This is a genomic window from Pedobacter sp. ASV28, from assembly GCF_016428855.1.
Lineage (GTDB): Bacteria > Bacteroidota > Bacteroidia > Sphingobacteriales > Sphingobacteriaceae > Pedobacter.
Window position 1 is genome coordinate 53,138 of the sequence record NZ_JAELTN010000001.1, and the last position, 17,554, is coordinate 70,691.

The window sequence follows — 17,554 nt, forward strand, 5'->3', positions numbered from 1 at the left end:
TCAAAAAAAACTTCGTATGAAAAAAAGTATACTACTGATTGCTAGCACATTGCTCTGCTCCTATAGTATGGGACAGCAAGTGCAGGGAGGTAAAGTAAATACCGAGAGCAATAAATTGGTCAACAAGCTAGACACCAACAAAAAGCAAGAAGGATGGACTGTAAGGGGTACAAACACCTTATTACTTAACCAAGCGGCATTTTCGAACTGGATAGCAGGTGGTATTAATTCAGTAGCCTTAACCGCTAGAGCCGATTATGAATTTAACCTAAAAAAAGGCAAAAACCTATGGGAAAACCGTATTTTAATGGCATATGGGCTACGTTCGGAAGAAGGAAATCCTAGCACCAAGGTAGAAGACGTTATCGACCTTACTTCCAAATATGGTTACCAATTAGGGCAAAGTAACTGGTACAGTGCCGCAGCGCTGAATCTGAAGACCCAATTTGCAAAAGGCTACGATTACGGTAATCCAAGCCAGAGCTATATTTCCAACTTCCTCTCACCTGGCTATGTCACTTTGGGCTTTGGTCTAGATTATATACCTAATGATAATTTTCAATTAAGCATACATCCATTAACCTCTAGATTTACCATTATTGCCGACAAAGCAGTATTTGATCCCAATCAGGATGGTATCCTGACAGAGGCCTATGGAGCAAAACCTACAGAAAGCCTCGTGTACCAGTTGGGTGCTTATGTAGGTGGACGCTATAAAGTCAAACTAATGGAAAACATCTTGCTGGATAACCGTTTTGGCATTTTCACCAACTACCTTAAAAAACCACAGAACATGGTCTTAGCCTACTCGGCCATTTTAGACCTGAAGGTGAACAGGTTTATCTCTACCCAAATTACGGCCGATCTGTTCTATGATGACAATCAAATTGGGAAACTTCAGCTGAAGGAAACTTTAGGTGTTGGCCTTACCTATAAATTTGGTAAATATTAAAAGTTTCTGGTCTTCTTCCTGACCATCCCAGGTCCATCGTTTAAAAATATATGGCCAATAAATAGCACAAAAAAACCGAACACTTTGTAGGTGTTCGGTTTTTTTGATCTAAAAACTTTAAGCTTTTATGCCCAAAATTTTATCTTTCTTATAATTGTTTATCTAATTTACCTGCTAATACAGATTTTGGCACAGCTCCAATTTGTTTATCTACCACTTCACCATTTTTAAAGAACAATAGTGCTGGTATATTACGGATACCGAATTGGGTAGAAATCTGAGGGTTGTTATCTACATTCACCTTACCTATCAAGGCTTTACCTTCATATTCTTTTGAAATTTCATCTACAACAGGTCCTACCATACGGCATGGTCCGCACCATTCTGCCCAAAAATCTACCAAAACTGGTTTATCTGATTTTAATACTACTTCCTCGAAGTTAGCATCTGTTATTTCTAAAGCCATATCTTAAAGTTTAATTTACTTATACAAATATATTATCAATTGTGGTGCCAGCAATAGACTGATGCCAATTTGACATTAATTCAACCTATAATCCACAAAATTAAGTTTCTTCACTCCATTTAGAAACTGATTATTAGGATTTATTCTCAAGTTCTTAGAAGGCAGATCGAGTTTTAGTCCCTTCTCTCTATCATACACCTCAAAATTCAATTTGCAGTTCAAAGTCTCACTATTTTCGGTATTTTCCTGTAAGATAGCCTGTATCTGTTGCATGAATTTTTCGTCAATTACTTCTATGGGAAACTGTAGGGTAATGCTCTTGGCCAGTTTATCCCTCAATTCTGATAATAGATCTATTGATGTGATTTTAAACTCCCAGTCTCCCTCTTTTCTAAAACGCTCACCTACCCTTCCCTTAATCTGCAGAAAGTAGCCTTCGGTTAGAAACTGCTTAAACTTTAAGAAGTCATCTCCAAACAAGGCGATCTCGCAACTGTCATCATAATCCTCAAAAACAAAGATGCCAAATGGCTTACCCGTTTTAGTGATGCGCTGTGTAGCCATTACGACCAGCCCTCCCACTACAAGATCTCTATTTTTAATCCCCTCAAATTCTGCCAATACTTCTTCATTAGTATCTCCAGTACGTACTTTGTTTACAATGCTTAGGTGTTTTACAGAATGTAGGCAGAATTTTTCCAGTTCAAAACGGTAATCATCTAACGGATGTCCTGACAAAAATATACCAATGGCGTCCTTTTCATATTTTAGCCTATCGATCAAACCCCATTCAGGTGCTACGGCAAAACTGGGCTCCAAGATCAGATCTGCTTTCGAACCTCCAAAAAGAGAGGCCTGAGAAGAATTTTCATTGTTCTGAAAATCATTCGCATACTTAATCAGTTTTTCTATGCCATTTAGTTTATCATTGGCGCCAATAAAGAAATATTGGGCCCTATGGAAACCAAAAGCATCAAAAGCTCCACCATGTACAAAACTTTCGTAGGCTTTTTTATTTACGATACGGGTATTGGAACGTTTGGCAAACTCAAAAACGGTAGGATAGGGCCCATTGGCCATACGTTCTTCAATAATGCTCTCTACCGCTTTTTCGCCAACACCTTTCACCGCAGAAAGCCCAAAGCGAACCTCCCCTCTGGCATTTACCGAGAACTTCAGGTCAGACTCGTTTACATCTGGTCCAAGAACGGTTACCCCCATCTGTCTACACTCTTCCATAAAAAAGGCCACCTGTTTAATATCACTCATATTGTTGGAAAGTACCGCTGCCATGTATTCGGCCGGATAATTAGCCTTCAGGTAAGCCGTTTGATAAGCTATCCAAGCGTAGCAGGTAGAGTGCGATTTATTAAAGGCATATTCGGCAAATGCTTCCCAGTCTTTCCATATTTTTTCCAGGATTTTAGCATCGTGACCTTTTTCTGCCGCTTGTTTAATAAACTTGGGCTTCATTTTATCCAATACATCACGTTGCTTTTTACCCATGGCCTTACGCAAAACATCGGCTTCACCTTTGGTAAAATCGGCCAATTTTTGCGATAAGAGCATTACCTGTTCCTGATAAACCGTAATGCCATACGTTTCTTTCAGCAAATCTTCACAGGCTTCCAAATCGTAGGTAATCTCTTCATCTCCATTTTTACGACGAACAAAACTGGGAATATAAGCGATTGGACCTGGACGATACAAGGCGTTCATGGCAATTAAATCTCCAAAAACAGTAGGCTTCAGCTCCTTCATGTATTTTTGCATACCCGGACTCTCGTACTGAAAAATACCAACGGTTTCGCCACGTTGAAAGAGCTCATAGGTTTTTACATCATCTATCGGAAAATGATCGGGGTCCAGCTCTATGCCATGTCTTTTCTTTACCAACTTAACGGTATCTTTAATCAGGGTTAAAGTTTTTAACCCCAAGAAGTCCATCTTTAACAGACCGGCACTCTCTACCACAGAGTTATCGAACTGGGTGACATAGAGGCTGGAATCTTTGGCCGTAGCTACGGGAACAAAATTGGTAATATCATCTGGCGTAATAATTACCCCACAGGCATGGATACCTGTATTACGTAGCGATCCTTCCAGTACAATAGCCTGCTCAATGGTTTCTGCACCTAGATTTTTAGCGGTTGCCAAAGATTTGAGTTCATTGACTCTTTCATATTCATCTGGTCGTAATGCCGACTTTAAAGCCTTTTCTTCTAAATTAAAGATTTTGGCCAGCTTCATATTGGGAATCAGTTTGGCTATCTTATCAGCTTCATAAAGCGGCAGGTCCAACACACGGGCCGTATCTCTAATAGACGATTTGGCTGCCATGGTACCATAGGTAATGATCTGCGCTACTTGGCTGGAACCATATTTATCAATTACATAGTCCATTACCCTACCACGGCCCTCATCGTCAAAATCGATATCAATATCTGGCATGGATACACGATCTGGATTAAGGAAACGCTCAAAAAGCAGATCATACTTCATTGGATCAATATTGGTAATCCATAAGCAATAGGCCACCACAGACCCCGCAGCCGAACCCCTTCCAGGGCCAACAGAAACATCCCGTCTTCTAGCCTCGGCAATAAAATCCTGTACAATTAGAAAGTAACCCGGATAACCCGTTCTTTCGATGGTCGCCAGCTCGAAATCCAGACGTTCAATTACTTCGGCGGTCAGCTCTCCATACCTAATCTTTGCCCCTTCGTAGGTAAGGTGCCTTAAAAATTTATTTTCTCCACGTTTTCCTCCGTCTTCCTGATCTTCTGCCACTACAAATTCTGCAGGGATATCGAATTTTGGCAAAAGGACTTCCCTGGCAAGCTTATAGATCTCAATCTTATCTATAATTTCCTGTACGTTGATAATTGCTTCGGGAATATCGGCAAATAAGGATTTCATTTCATCAGATGATTTGAAATAATACTCTTGGTTAGGCATGCCATACCTAAAACCACGCCCACGTCCAATAGGGGTTGCCAGCTTTTCACCATCTTTCACACACAACAGAATATCGTGTGCATGGGCATCCTTTTTGTTGATGTAATAAGTGTTATTGGTGGCCACCAGCTTCACCTCATGCTTAGCGGCCATCTCTACCAAAGCCGCATTTACGCGATCTTCATTTTCCTGGCCATGGCGCATGAGTTCAATGTAAAGATCGTCTCCAAACTTTTCCTTCCACCACAACAAAGCCTCCTCGGCTTGTTTTTCACCCATATTCAGCAACTTACTGGGCACCTCTCCGTACAAGTTTCCAGTAAGTACAATAAGATCGTCTTTATACTGTTCTACCACTGCCTTATCAATTCTGGGCACATAGTAAAAACCCTTGGTATAGGCTATAGACGACATTTTTGCCAAATTATGGTAACCTTTCTTGTTTTTGGCCAAGAACACAATTTGATAGCCGTCGTCCTTACGGGTTTTATCAGTATGGTTTTCGCAAACAAAAAATTCCACCCCAACAATAGGTTTAATAATTTGTGCAGTTGGGGTTTCTCCTTTTTCCAAAGCTTCGGCAATTTTCGCTTCTGCTCCTTTATTATGGTTTAAAACGTTATTTACAAAGTGGAAAGCGCCCATCATGTTGGCATGGTCGGTCATGGCAACGGCCGGCATATTTTTTTCGGCAGCCGCTTTCACCAAATTGGGCACACTAATGGTACTCTGCAATACCGAAAACTGAGTGTGGTTGTGCAAGTGTACAAAGGTGGCTTTGGCCAACTCCTCTTTGTCCTCGGCCGAAGTTCGCTTAGGCGTACCTCCCTGCTGGCTGGATTTGCGCTTCCTAATTTCATCGGAAGCGGCCTTTAGGTTAATGTGCTTTAAGCCTACAGATTCAATCTGAAAAGGATTAGCCTCCTTAAAGCGCAAGAAATAATCGGTATCGACCAGCAACTCCTCTTTCTTGAATACCTCCCTCTTTATCAGCTCCAAGAAACAACGGGTGGTAGCCTCTACGTCGGCGGTAGCATTGTGGGCTTCGGCAAAAGGTGCATTAAAAAGGTATTGGTGCAATTCTGTAAGGTTGGGCAACTTAAATCGGCCTCCCCTACCTCCGGGAATTTTTAGCAAATCGGCCGTAACTTCGGTACAGGTATCCAGTACTGGCATATTGGCCAAAGGACTCTCTATACTAAATCGATGGAACTCACAGCCCATAATGTTTACATCAAAGCCTATGTTTTGGCCCACTATGAATTTTGCCTTGCCCAATGCGGCGTTGAACTTTTCCAACACCTCCGCAAGGCCTATGCCCTGCTCTGCTGCCAATTCGGTAGAAATACCGTGTATACGTTCCGCATCGTAGGGAATGTTGAAACCTTCGGGCTTAACAAGATAATCCTGGTGCTCGATCAACTTTCCCATCTCATCATGCAGCTGCCAGGCAATTTGTATACAACGTGGCCAATTATCCGTATCGGTAATGGGAGCGTTAAAATTACGGGGTAAACCTGTAGTTTCAGTATCAAAAATCAAATACATAGGCTGAGCAAATGAGAATACCAAAATTAACTAAAAATCTGGCCCATTAAGTCAGTTAATTATCAACATTAACTAAATATTAAAACAAAAGCTAAATTCATAGCCCTTTATTCCGATGGTGTCGAAGATAATGCCCTATACATAGGCCTAATCAAAGCAGGGCTAAACAGCAAATGCCACCCCAAAATTGGGATGGCATTCCTTTCTATTATCTATTTTTTATCTATTGAACCAAAAAAGACTTTGCATAAACCTCCCCGCTTATTTCGTCAACTACCCTAGCATAGTATACCCCTTTTGCCAGATCAGCCACACTTAAAGTAATATCACTACCCTTAAATGCCAAGTTTTTTACAATTTTACCAGTCGAAGAAACAACTACCAAGCGATTATTCGCAGCAACAGTATGAAGCTGAACGGTGATCTTATCGGTAGTTGGATTAGGGAAAACCACTAGTTCACCCGCACCTGTCTTGGTCGCTATATAGATCACTTTACTATATTCATATGTTCCATCAAGATCTACCGACTTTAACCTGAAATAGTTTCCACTTCTCACTGTTGTATGTTCATAATATCCACCTGTTGCCTGTTTCTTAGATTCAACCCGGGCAATTTTGCCGAAACTCTTGCCATCAATGCTTTCTTCTAACTCGAAGTGGCTGAAATTTTTCTCTTCCGAGGTGGTCCAGCTGAATTTAACTGCCCCATTAATTAATGATTTTCCAGTAAAGGAAGTTAGTTTTATAGGTAGCGTAGCAGGATTTATAGGCGCAAAATCAATCCCTTTTATCATTGTACCCGCCGCAGCCGTATACAAAGTGACATTGCTGGCGGTATTGATATTGATGGCAGCATTGTAACCAGCCAGATCTGTTAGTTTTATAACGCTGTTACCTGTTAATGCTCCTGCTCCAGTAGTTATATAAAGATTTGCCGTATTTTCTGCAGCTGCTACAGCAAGGCCAAAGCCTGCAAATGTAGTGGCATATGTTCCATTAGCCACCCAAGTACCTGCTACCAACGAGAATTTAGATATTGTGCCATCGGTATTGCTACTTCCATTACTATTTGAGAGCACATATAATATATCAAACGTACTCCCATTAGTTCCAGAACTAACCAAATAAAAATCCTGCATATTACTAATTGCAGAAAGCCCTGGCAAACCTGTTGCTGTTACGACTGTTATAGGTCCTCCTGTAGTAGGCGTTAGCGCAAGTGTATTGACAAGATTAGACGATAGGCTATACGCCACACTTCCAAAAGATTTTACCGATCGGGAATTTGCACTTCCCGTAAACCTGGCCGATGAGTTATTGGTAAACAAACCACGTTGATCGGCAATAACCCAGTTGATGTTGTCCAATGTGGTTGCACTTCTAGCTTGGTCACCACTGCTCCCATTTGAATAATTAGTTGCCACTTCATATTCGTGCTTATAGTTCAGCGTGCCTACCGCACGGGCTAAAACTGTGTTTATATTTGTTGCAGGGGAAACCGGAAGGGCCGTGTGTCCTGTAAAAGTGAGCAAAGTACCATCGGCGCTACGAGATAAATATCCTGTAGAAGAGGCACTGCCAGAGAAACGTAGCATCTTGGCTCCTGCACCATCAATAGCTGTTGTTCTTATGGCCACCTGACCCGCCGCACCTGGGCTCAACTCTACAATGCTTGCGGTAGTGTTGGAATTCGATTCTGCGGCCACCAGCACCGCCAAATTTCCAGCGGTGAAATTTTGTGCACTTGCTGTAAAAACAGCCGAAAAAATTATGGTTAAAAATGTAAATGTTTTTTTCATACTCTATGATTTTCGTTTTTTAAAAATTAATTCAAAGCCAGTTGCCAGCCTATCCTAAACTGTTCCGTCCACCTTAAGGGGTCTATGCTTTCCTCTTTTAGGATCTTGAAATATTGCGCTTTGATCATGGACCTGGATCCATTGAGCTGGTAGGCAACAGCGGCCGATAGTCTTCTGGAATTACCTGGCACCAAATCATTCAGGTCTAACTGCTCATATCTACCCGAAACGATAGTCTTGGCTGGCTGAATAAAATAATTGGCCTGCGCAATCCAACCTCCCGACTTAAAATAGCCTTTTGTAAGTTCTTTTGGCAGTCCCCTTAGGTTAGGGTCTTTTACATTGTTGGGCGTGGCTTTCAACTGCTGTGTTTCAAATTGGGCCGAAAACCCTTTATATTGGAAACTCGCATCTATACCAATCCCTAATCTTTTCCCATCTATTACTTTAATGCCATAGGGGCCAGCTTCTCCGGTAATGAAGGTTTCTCCCACCGGAAGGTCTCTTTTCGAATACCGTGCATTGGTACCTATGGAAATCATTGGCACCGGGCTTACCCTTGTATCTATATCTTGATAGCGGTAACGGCTGGGATAAGAAAAATCAATTCTTCCAATGTACTCAAACGCACCCGAAGGATCATTATCGCCCTGCCAAAAGACCTCACCTGTTCCGGTATAAACACCAGCATACACATTAATGCGGTTGTTCCATAAGCTTTGATCAAGTGTTACCCCTACATCCCTTCTCGAGAACAAATCTCCCCTCACCACTTCTGCCCTTTGCCAATAGGGCGAATTGGTAAACGCAACCAATGATGCCCTGGAATAGGGAAGTTTTCCGTACCCTACCGTAATGTTAAATGGTTTAAAACCTTTGTACTTTATATAGGCATCATATAAAGCCGGACTTTCAGGATCTGTTTCCGAAGCGCCAAGGCTGGAAAGATCGGCCTGTATCTTATATTCGTATTTGTTCTCTATCCTTCCTTCAATAAAAAACCTGGCATCCCTCAGTTTAAACCGGTCTTTATTTTTATTTTGATTAGCTGCATCCTCCTTAATTGTCCTAAAATTTAGGTACGTAGAAAAAACACCTCCTATTTCTACCACATGATCTCCAGTTCCAATGGTAACTTGTGCCTTGGTAGTTATGAATGTAAAGACAAAAACAAAAATGATTAGCTGTTTCACTGTTTGGTTTTACGGTTTGTTAAAAAAATATAATGTCTTGGTATCATCGCCACAAATGATCATCTTCCCATCTTTATCAAAGGCAATTCCTTCCGGATTTACCACATCAATGCTGAAAGTCTCCAGTATTTCAAAAGTAGCGGGGTCTAGTTTAAACACCTTCCTATCCTCATCGCTCAATAACCACAAGTACCCGTCATGATAGGTTGCTGCAGAAACATCTCTTGCCCCTGTAAACTTTCGCTGGTTGATTTTGTGGAAACCTTTATCGTACTCGAAAATATAAATCGGATTTTTTTCTGTAATGAGGATAAAGGAACCTGTTGTTTGATTAAAGGTAATGGCTTCTACGCCTGAATTTCGAGCCCCACTGTACGGTGTTTCATAAACCGCCACCTGTTTTAAATCTTTGGTATCGACCTTAATTACCCTTCTTGCGGTTTCATCTACCACATAAACAAAATCCCTATCGGCATATACTCCTTCAAAATCGGTCCCCTCTACTACAGATTTGCGCAAGATTTTCCCCTGCAGGTCTGTTTCATATAAATAGCCCTGGTCGCTGACAATAAAGAGCTTGGTCCCATCTGCCGAAAGACATATATCTGATGGTTCTGGCACCTTAATGCTGATTTTGTTTACATAGCGTATTTTTTTGGCCCTGGGTGTTGCCGCAATAAAATTTGAAAAAAGCAATGCTATGCACAAGCCTGCCATAATAAACCTCATAATTTAACTCCTTCTATCGCAATGTTATCAAATCTGTTATTTCCAGAAGTTCCGGTACTGCCTTCTGAAAAATCTATTTTTATCTTAAAATTTGGATTATTGTTGATCCCTGTAATGGAAGAAAAATCGTAGGTAACCAGGCCGTAATCTGGATCTGTTGCCGGCGTATAAACATTATTGGCAATACCGGTACTTATATAATTAGTGCCATCAAGTGTATACGTTATCGTATTCTTGGCTGCCCCGCTACTGCTTCGTTGAACGGCCAAAGTCAGTTTTATATTTCTGTATCCGGTGGTGGGAACAGTAAGCGTAAATGTTCCTGCTGGGTTTCTAAGCCTTAGGGCATATCCTGCAATACTTCCGTTCCTTGCGTTAATTGTTGTACCTGGCGAGTACTCATCCCATACCGCCGTATAGGCCAAAGCTGCACCTCCCTTGGTCAATGTTGGCGTAATCAGCGCATTAAAGCTTGCATTATTGTTAAAGTCCCAGTAGTGTACCATTTCAGGGGCTCCAAAAAGTGGATCTATTATATTTCCATCAAGTGTGATGTTGTCGTACCTATTGTTTCCTGAAGTGCCGGTATTATTTACTTCAAATTCTATGCGTACCTTAAAGTTGGGATTGTTGTTTACCGAATTGATATTTGAAAAATCATAGGCAAAAGTTTGCCAGTTGACGTCTACCTGATTCATGGCCGGCTTTAAACCTTCCGTGATAAAATTTACCCCATCAATGCTATAGGAGATTTTATTTATCTGTGGGCCATTGTCAGACCGTTGCAGGTCAAAGGACAATACAACATCCTTATAATTCGTTGTGGGTAGCGATAATATAAATTCGCCGGCAGGATTACGCAATCTGAGGCCATTTCCCTCCATATCTCCATTTCTTGCATTCAGCAAGCTACCGGGCGAAACGGCGTCATACAAAGCACTGCCGCCTACATAAGAAAGAGACGCTCCTCCAGTAGTTACAGCAGGAGATAATAACGCCGAACCATTAAAATTCCAATAATGCACCAAGGTTCTACTTCCAAGCTTTGGCAAGCCAGGTTGTACGTAAATGGTTTCCAGTGGAGGAAAAGACCTATCCTTTACACAGGAAGTAAAAAAAATAATTGCCAAAAAAACAAAAAAGATATGATTCCTCATTAGCCAAATATGATTTGACCACAAAATTATCATTTAGCCTACCCGGTGCTTAAAACCCTCAGTTATCAATTTATTGTTTTTGTGTTAATTTTTCGTTAGCAATATGCCCTTATGTAAAGTTTCCATTAACAACATACAGCTAAACATTGTCCAACACTACCCCATTACACTGCCTAATATTTTGGCAGTCCTCCCCTCTTACACCTCCTGAGAGCATGACTCAAAAAGACCTGTTACAAATTGTACTTTTATACGCTTTCCAACTTATTTATAAAGAGATTAAATCCATTTAACTACAATTAACCACCTATTTGAACCCCTTTTCTATTTTGGTTTCCGTTCCTTAAAATCCGTTAATTTGTGTATTTTTACTTATCAAACTTAAACTTTATATCATACCAATTATCATTCTAACATAAATGAACTTTGCCTTTAATGGTTATGGACTAGTTCTACTATTTTTTGGAACGTTGACGCTAATTCTCGCCCTCTACATCTATCGACGAGGAGGCAGTGTGGTACGTTGGTTTAGCTTGATGATGGCCTCTAATGCCATCTGGTCCTTAGCTTATGGCCTTGAACTGTCAAGTATTACGCTTCAACAGGCAACTTTCTTTATCAATATCGAGTACTTGGGCATTGCCACCCTACCCCTAAACTGGTTTTTGTTCTGCCTAAATTTCTGTAATAAGGAATGTTGGTACAAAAAGGCCCGAAACCTGATTCTGATCTTGTTGGTACCACTGCTTACCCTTGTCATGGTATGGACCAACCCTTCGCACCACCTACATTATAAAGAGATAAGGATGTACCACAATGGTCCATTTCCCATGATCGACATCGTCCCAGGAACATGGTATTACATTTTTACGGTCTATTTCTATTCCCTTTTGGCCTGTGGCTGCTATTTGATCCTCAATAAATTCAGGTCTTCAGATCCTATATTTAAAAAACAGAATTATAGCATTATTGTAGCTGCCTTCTTACCTTGGGTAGGCAATCTATTATATCTTTTGGGCATTCGCCCATTGGGCTTTATTGACATTACACCCTTTGCTTTCATCCTCACCACACTTCTTATCCTTTTGGGCATCTATAGATTTAAGTTATTTGATATCATCCCCATTGCCAGAGAAAAAGTATTGGAACTGATGAATGATGGCTTTTTACTGCTCGATGAAAAATACCGGATTATCGACTATAATAATGCAATCAACAAATATCTTCAAATACCAGATGGGCAGAAAATTGTTGGCCATGCAATTGAAGATGTTTTTAGTAATCAGCCTGAATTTATCTCGAAGATAAAATCCAATACCGGCGGAAAAATGGAATTGCAGATATCGGTAGAGCAACAGCTCATTTACCTGGAGGTAGATATCCTTTTCTTAAACGAGAATAAAATAAGCAGCGACTTTACCATTATCAAGTTTCAGGATCTTACTTCTGCCAAAAAAGATGCGGTGATCGCGAAAGAACAGGCCATAGAGCTCGAAAAGCTAAATCAGCTCAAGGATAGGATATTCTCCATTATTGCCCACGACCTTAGGGGACCTTTGGTCAACCTCTCCGAAATCCTGAAAATGGTCGCCTATGACCAGATCAGTACGGAAGAGTTCAAAAAACTCTCTCCGGTACTGAGCAAAGACATTATCTATACCACCGATCTATTGGAAAACATCCTTCACTGGTCCAGGAGCCAGTTAAAAGGTTTTGGCATTAAAAAGGAATTTTTCAATTTAAGAAATATCATCTTAAACGAAATCAATTATCACCTACCTTCGGCCAATTTAAAGAAAATCGCTATTGTACACGATGTGTTTCCGCAAGAGGTAGCTTATGCCGATGTGTTAATGTTCCAGATCGTCATTAGAAATATCATGAACAATGCCATTAAATTTTGTAACGAAAACTGCGAAATCAATATCACTGCCAGTTACCAAAAAGAAGGCTACATCAAGGTGTGCATTAAGGACAATGGCATTGGTATTTCTAGGCCTATCCTAGATAAATTATTTAAAGAAGAAAATATCTCCTCAAGGGGAACCAATAATGAAAAGGGTACCGGGCTAGGCTTAATGATCTGCAAGGATTTTATGTTGCGGAATGGGGGTGATATTTCGGTAGAAAGCGAAGAGGGCAAAGGAACCAAGTTTTGCCTTACCCTGCCTACAAAAGAATAAGCCAACGCAACATACCATTAACAAAAGGCCACAGCCAATAATCAAAACCTATTCAAATTCAATAAACTAACTTCAGTTCTGGTTTTAGCTGATTACGACCTGCTGCAGGCATGACAGCTCATGCTAATCTAAATCTTTGCAAACGCCCAACATGCCTGCTGCATTTCATTTTAGAACATCATCCACCTCGCTCCATCAAGTTCGCAGCCTGAATAAACACCTTAAAACTTAAAATGGTTTATTTGTTGGCCACATTGTTAATGGCCTGTTGTTCTTTAAGCCCATCTACATTATTCTTATTGCCAAATTTTTCGGTCTTATTGGCAAAATAATCCAATATTTCTACAATATTGTCCAAATTATCAGCCACACGTTGGTGCATATCAGGCAGATCTGTCTCCAGTTTTTTATCGCCCAATTCTATATTGTCCACTTCAATCTTCCCTATCTTCTGTATAATAGCTTGTTGAGAATGTTGCAGGTCTTCCAGTTCCCGAACAATCTTTTCCATTAATTCATACTTCTTTAAAGTTTCCATAAAATCTCTCTTTTAAATTAATAATGAGTTATAAATACAACTCTTTAAGATCGAAATTGTTTGTTTTCTTCATTTTTTCTTATTTGAATTTGGAACTATGAAATATAACTAATAAATTAGTTATCATGATAAAAACACTAAGTCCATTGCTCTTTTTATTATTCATTTTCCAATTGGGTTTTGCCCAAGGCCAAGTGGTAGACAGGGAAAAATTATTGGATTTATATCAAACCCAACGTTATGCAGAAGCGGCAAGCTACCTCAAAAGCATTTATAGTTCAGAAATGAGCGATATAAAGGCATTGGGACAAATTGCCTATTGTGATATGATGGCGGGCAAACTAGCTGACGCCGAGCAGGGTTACCTTAAGATCAATGAACTTCAGCCAGGTAAACTACCCACGCTTTTTAGCCTGGCCAATATTAACAGTAGGCGGGGAAACAAGGCCAGGGCCACCGATTATCTACAACAGATCATCAAGTTAGACAGTAATAATTTCAATGCCTATAAACAATTGGCCGGCTATACAGACAGCACCGAACTAAAGCTCAATTACCTGAAAAGGGCCAACCAACTGAATACTACCGAGGCCGATGTAGCTTATGATCTTGCTATTTTATACCATAAAATGAAATTATTTCTACCAGCCTACAATGTACTCAAGACCGCCATTGCAGCAGACACCGGAAACTTCATTTTACAACAAAGCTTATTACCTATAGCCAATCAGTTGAAAAAGTATAACGAGGTAGTTGTGATAGGCGAAATGCTCCTCAAAAATGGTGGAGATGCCAATGTAGTTAAGGATCTGGGCAGAGCCTATTTTTTTCTTAAGGCCTACACCAAGACCATTAAGCTTTATCAAATGCTAGAGCGTGTATCTATGCAAAATGAAACCACTCTATATTATACCACTCTTAGCTACAGCGCGCTAAAAAATTATGAAATGGCTGCCACTTATGCCAAAAAAACAATAGAAGAAGGAATTTCGCCCAATATTTCTGCCTATTACAATGTGCTGGGCGGCATTTATGAAGAACGTAACCAACTTAGTGCTGCCAGTGCCGCCTATAAGAAAGGCCTCACCTTTACTTCCAATAAAAATATCTATTATCGTTTGGGGCTATTGTATGACCTGAAACTTAAGCAGTCCAAAAACGCCTTGACCTATTACCAACTATACCTAAAAAGCAAGGACTTGGAAGAGGATGACCAGCCCCAGATCGTCTACGTGAAAAGCAGGCTTGCACAATTCAAGAAACAACCCTGAGCATAAGGCCCTAGACCGCTTATTGCAGATTTTCGAAAACAGGTTTAACAGCCGACCAAAATTCGTCTAGCGCCATGATACGCGGTTTTAAAAAAGTAATAATATCTGGCCATTGCTGCTGATTATACACACTTACCTGGGGCAATACACAGGTTATTTTTGCCACCTCCTTACCAAAGGCGTTTGTGGCAAATGGCTGCCATTCCCAGGTTTCGTTCAGCGCATTTTCCAAGAGCAGTTTAAATGCTTCAAATTGCTGGAAGATAAGAGCTCTGATATCCGAATCGGGATGCACAATTTCTATGGCAATACTTACGTACTTTTGCTCGGCATCCATGCGAAAAAAGATATGCTTTACCCCTGTTTTATAATTTACCCAGTTTACGGGCAAGTCTTCGGCACCCGGAACAGTCTTCATATATTTACCAAAGGTGATCCAAAATTGTTGTCGTAACCTGGCAGCTTCTTCCCTACTGAACATGTGAAGTAAAATGTTTTAAAATTGAAAGTGGAACATCAAAACCTAATTCGCTTAATTTTTTGTTGAACCATCTTTGCGGATCAAACCTGATTGGAAATGCAAAGCCTAGGACTGACCATGTACAGCAGGCCCTATTTACCATGAAACACTGCTACTGCTTCCCAAAAAATTAATTCTTGCCCATTAAACGGGCCACATATTTGCCTATAATATCAAATTCCAGGTTCACAGTATCACCTATCTTTACCTCTTGTAGGTTGGTATGTTCATGTGTATAGGGGATAATAAATACCGAAAACTCGTTGGCACCCGAATTTACCACCGTAAGGCTAATCCCATTCACACAAATGGAACCTTTTTCTACGGTTACATTACCAAGTGCCGCATTATACTTAAAACGGTACTCCCAACTTCCATCAAGTTCATTTACCAAGATACAGGTAGCGGTCTGATCTACATGCCCCTGCACAATATGCCCATCAAGGCGGGCATTCATCTGCATACAGCGTTCCAAATTCACCTTGCTGCCTACTTTTAACTCCGAAAGGTTAGATTTCTGCAGGGTTTCTGCAATGGCCGTAACGGTATGCGTTTGCCCATCAATTGCCACTACCGTTAAGCATACCCCGTTATGGGCCACGCTTTGGTCTACCTTAAGTGCTCCACTAATGGCAGAGGCAATGGTAAAATGAATGTTATCTCCTTCGGCAACCCGTTTGGTAACCTGGCCTAGTGTTTCTATTATTCCTGTAAACATTTATATCAAATTCTTTCTATGCTGCAGCCAGTTGCCCTTGGTTTTAACTGCAGGGTTTTCTTGTACACCATTCTTGGTACGGTCCTGTAAAAACAGTACGGCCGAAACAGCGGCCAACAGTGCTTCTTCTTCATTACCAAACTTTAGGCTATCGGCATTAAAGTACTTAGCTACGAAATGTGTATCAAATTTGCCCGAAGTAAAAGCCGGATGCTGCATGACAAATTTACCAAAGCTTAAGGTAGTTTGTATGCCCGTAATGTCATATTCCTCAATAGCCCTTATCATCCGTTCTATGGCCTCTTCCCTATCCTTACCATAGGTAATGAGCTTGGCAATCATCGGATCGTAGTAAATAGGGATTTCCATACCTTCTTCAAAACCATCATCAACCCTTACGCCATAGCCCTGGGGTGTTTTGTAAGTTTGTAACCTACCTATATCGGGCAAAAAATTATTCAATGGATCTTCGGCATATACCCTTAATTCCATGGCGTGGCCACTCATCTTCAGGTCTTCCTGTTGGTAGGCCAAAGCCTCTCCACGTGCAACCCTGATCTGTTCTTTCACCAAGTCTAAACCGGTGATCATTTCGGTAACAGGGTGCTCTACCTGTAAACGGGTATTCATTTCCAGGAAGAAGAAATCCAGGTTTTCGTCAAGGATAAATTCTACCGTACCGGCCCCTATATAATTTACCGAACGGGCCACATCTACCGCACATTTCCCCATTCTATCTCTTATTTCTGGCGTAAGCACAGCGGAAGGAGCCTCTTCTATTACCTTCTGGTGGCGGCGCTGAACGGAGCACTCCCGTTCAAAGAGATGCACAATGTTTCCATGGGTGTCGCCCAGAACCTGTATCTCGATATGGCGGGGCGAGGTCACGTACCTTTCAATAAAAACCGAGCCATCGCCAAAAGCCGAAGTGGCTTCGCTCACGGCCAAGTGCATCTGCTCCTCAAAATCTTCTACACGTTCTACAATTCTCATGCCCTTACCTCCACCACCTGCTGCTGCCTTGATCAAAATTGGAAAACCTACCGCTATGGCCCTCAGCTTTGCTTCTTCTATATCTGTAATGGCTTCTTCCGTACCGGGAACCATAGGGATGTTGTACTTTAGGGCCGCCGCTTTTGCCGACAATTTGTTGCCCATAATCTCCATGGCCTCTGGTGTTGGGCCAATCAAAATCAGTCCGGCTGTTCTTACTTCCTTGGCAAAAGCAGGGTTTTCCGATAAGAAACCATAGCCCGGGTGTATGGCCTCGGCCCCCGTTAGCCTGCAGGCCTCAATGATCTTATGGCCCAGCAGATAGGATTGGTTGGAAGGTGCCGGACCAATGCAAATGGCCTCGTCGGCATAACGTACATGCAGGGCATTACGATCTGCCTCAGAAAAAACGGCCACGGTCTTGATACCCATTTCCTTGGCCGATCGCATAATGCGAAGCGCTATCTCACCACGATTAGCTACTAAGATTTTTTTCATATACAAAAATATAGGACCTATTCAATACC

13 protein-coding genes are annotated in these 17,554 nt (G+C 41.2%); 3 read left to right on the forward strand and 10 right to left on the reverse strand.

Annotated features, from left to right (window positions below; genetic code table 11):
- Positions 1-16 precede the first annotated feature (16 nt).
- On the forward strand, positions 17-952 hold the full coding sequence (locus JHD79_RS00240) for a DUF3078 domain-containing protein (protein ID WP_199117069.1): 936 nt from the start codon (positions 17-19) through the stop codon (positions 950-952).
- A gap of 148 nt (positions 953-1,100) precedes the next feature.
- On the opposite strand, the gene trxA is transcribed toward JHD79_RS00240, so the two are convergent.
- The 6 genes from trxA to JHD79_RS00270 form a co-directional block, all read right to left on the reverse strand.
- A complete protein-coding gene (trxA, locus tag JHD79_RS00245) occupies positions 1,101-1,418 on the reverse strand; it encodes a thioredoxin (protein ID WP_199117070.1) in 318 nt (105 codons plus the stop codon).
- 75 nt (positions 1,419-1,493) lie between these two features.
- Positions 1,494-5,924, reverse strand: coding sequence for a DNA polymerase III subunit alpha (gene dnaE, locus JHD79_RS00250; RefSeq protein ID WP_199117071.1), 4,431 nt, complete (start codon positions 5,922-5,924; stop codon positions 1,494-1,496).
- Positions 5,925-6,147: 223 nt separating this feature from the next.
- Positions 6,148-7,725 carry a T9SS type A sorting domain-containing protein gene (locus JHD79_RS00255; RefSeq protein WP_199117072.1) on the reverse strand — a complete coding sequence of 526 codons (1,578 nt, stop codon included), beginning with the start codon at positions 7,723-7,725 and terminating at the stop codon, positions 6,148-6,150.
- A 26-nt stretch (positions 7,726-7,751) separates the two neighbouring features.
- Complete coding sequence (locus JHD79_RS00260; protein WP_199117073.1) at positions 7,752-8,918, reverse strand: porin; 1,167 nt, start codon at positions 8,916-8,918, stop codon at positions 7,752-7,754.
- 9 nt (positions 8,919-8,927) lie between these two features.
- Positions 8,928-9,647 carry an SdiA-regulated domain-containing protein gene (locus JHD79_RS00265; RefSeq protein WP_199117074.1) on the reverse strand — a complete coding sequence of 240 codons (720 nt, stop codon included), beginning with the start codon at positions 9,645-9,647 and terminating at the stop codon, positions 8,928-8,930.
- The gene (locus JHD79_RS00270; RefSeq protein WP_199117075.1) at positions 9,644-10,804 is read right to left on the reverse strand and encodes a hypothetical protein; all 1,161 of its coding nucleotides are present in this window, start codon (positions 10,802-10,804) and stop codon (positions 9,644-9,646) included. The genes JHD79_RS00265 and JHD79_RS00270 overlap by 4 nt, the downstream gene beginning before the upstream one ends.
- A 419-nt stretch (positions 10,805-11,223) precedes the next feature.
- Here JHD79_RS00270 and JHD79_RS00275 point away from each other — a divergent pair, with 419 nt between their 5' ends.
- Positions 11,224-12,987, forward strand: coding sequence for a histidine kinase N-terminal 7TM domain-containing protein (locus tag JHD79_RS00275; protein WP_199117076.1), 1,764 nt, complete (start codon positions 11,224-11,226; stop codon positions 12,985-12,987).
- A gap of 238 nt (positions 12,988-13,225) precedes the next feature.
- Here the strand turns inward: JHD79_RS00275 and JHD79_RS00280 are convergent, their stop codons facing one another.
- Positions 13,226-13,525, reverse strand: a complete 300-nt coding sequence (locus JHD79_RS00280; protein ID WP_199117077.1) for a hypothetical protein — start codon at positions 13,523-13,525, stop codon at positions 13,226-13,228.
- Positions 13,526-13,650: 125 nt separating this feature from the next.
- Between JHD79_RS00280 and JHD79_RS00285 the strand changes: the two genes are divergently transcribed.
- On the forward strand, positions 13,651-14,796 hold the full coding sequence (locus JHD79_RS00285; RefSeq protein WP_199117078.1) for a hypothetical protein: 1,146 nt from the start codon (positions 13,651-13,653) through the stop codon (positions 14,794-14,796).
- A gap of 19 nt (positions 14,797-14,815) precedes the next feature.
- Here JHD79_RS00285 and JHD79_RS00290 read toward each other — a convergent pair whose 3' ends face one another.
- The 3 genes from JHD79_RS00290 to accC all read right to left on the reverse strand — a co-directional run bounded on the left by JHD79_RS00290 (position 14,816) and on the right by accC (position 17,525).
- Positions 14,816-15,277 carry a DUF4268 domain-containing protein gene (locus tag JHD79_RS00290; protein ID WP_199117079.1) on the reverse strand — a complete coding sequence of 154 codons (462 nt, stop codon included), beginning with the start codon at positions 15,275-15,277 and terminating at the stop codon, positions 14,816-14,818.
- Between the two features lie 169 nt (positions 15,278-15,446).
- A complete protein-coding gene (locus JHD79_RS00295) occupies positions 15,447-16,034 on the reverse strand; it encodes a riboflavin synthase (RefSeq protein WP_199117080.1) in 588 nt (195 codons plus the stop codon).
- A complete protein-coding gene (gene accC, locus JHD79_RS00300; protein WP_199117081.1) occupies positions 16,035-17,525 on the reverse strand; it encodes an acetyl-CoA carboxylase biotin carboxylase subunit in 1,491 nt (496 codons plus the stop codon). It lies immediately after the preceding gene.
- Positions 17,526-17,554: the final 29 nt, after the last annotated feature.

Excerpts from the sequence above, each read along its gene's own strand:
- JHD79_RS00275 (WP_199117076.1), top strand. The coding sequence starts at position 11,224 with ATGAACTTTGCCTTTAATGGTTATGGACTAGTTCTACTATTTTTTGGA.
- trxA (WP_199117070.1), bottom strand. The coding sequence starts at position 1,418 with ATGGCTTTAGAAATAACAGATGCTAACTTCGAGGAAGTAGTATTAAAA.
- JHD79_RS00255 (WP_199117072.1), bottom strand. The coding sequence starts at position 7,725 with ATGAAAAAAACATTTACATTTTTAACCATAATTTTTTCGGCTGTTTTT.
- JHD79_RS00285 (WP_199117078.1), top strand. The coding sequence starts at position 13,651 with ATGATAAAAACACTAAGTCCATTGCTCTTTTTATTATTCATTTTCCAA.
- JHD79_RS00265 (WP_199117074.1), bottom strand. The coding sequence starts at position 9,647 with ATGAGGTTTATTATGGCAGGCTTGTGCATAGCATTGCTTTTTTCAAAT.
- dnaE (WP_199117071.1), bottom strand. The coding sequence starts at position 5,924 with ATGTATTTGATTTTTGATACTGAAACTACAGGTTTACCCCGTAATTTT.
- accC (WP_199117081.1), bottom strand. The coding sequence starts at position 17,525 with ATGAAAAAAATCTTAGTAGCTAATCGTGGTGAGATAGCGCTTCGCATT.
- JHD79_RS00270 (WP_199117075.1), bottom strand. The coding sequence starts at position 10,804 with ATGAGGAATCATATCTTTTTTGTTTTTTTGGCAATTATTTTTTTTACT.
- JHD79_RS00290 (WP_199117079.1), bottom strand. The coding sequence starts at position 15,277 with ATGTTCAGTAGGGAAGAAGCTGCCAGGTTACGACAACAATTTTGGATC.
- JHD79_RS00295 (WP_199117080.1), bottom strand. The coding sequence starts at position 16,034 with ATGTTTACAGGAATAATAGAAACACTAGGCCAGGTTACCAAACGGGTT.
- JHD79_RS00240 (WP_199117069.1), top strand. The coding sequence starts at position 17 with ATGAAAAAAAGTATACTACTGATTGCTAGCACATTGCTCTGCTCCTAT.
- JHD79_RS00280 (WP_199117077.1), bottom strand. The coding sequence starts at position 13,525 with ATGGAAACTTTAAAGAAGTATGAATTAATGGAAAAGATTGTTCGGGAA.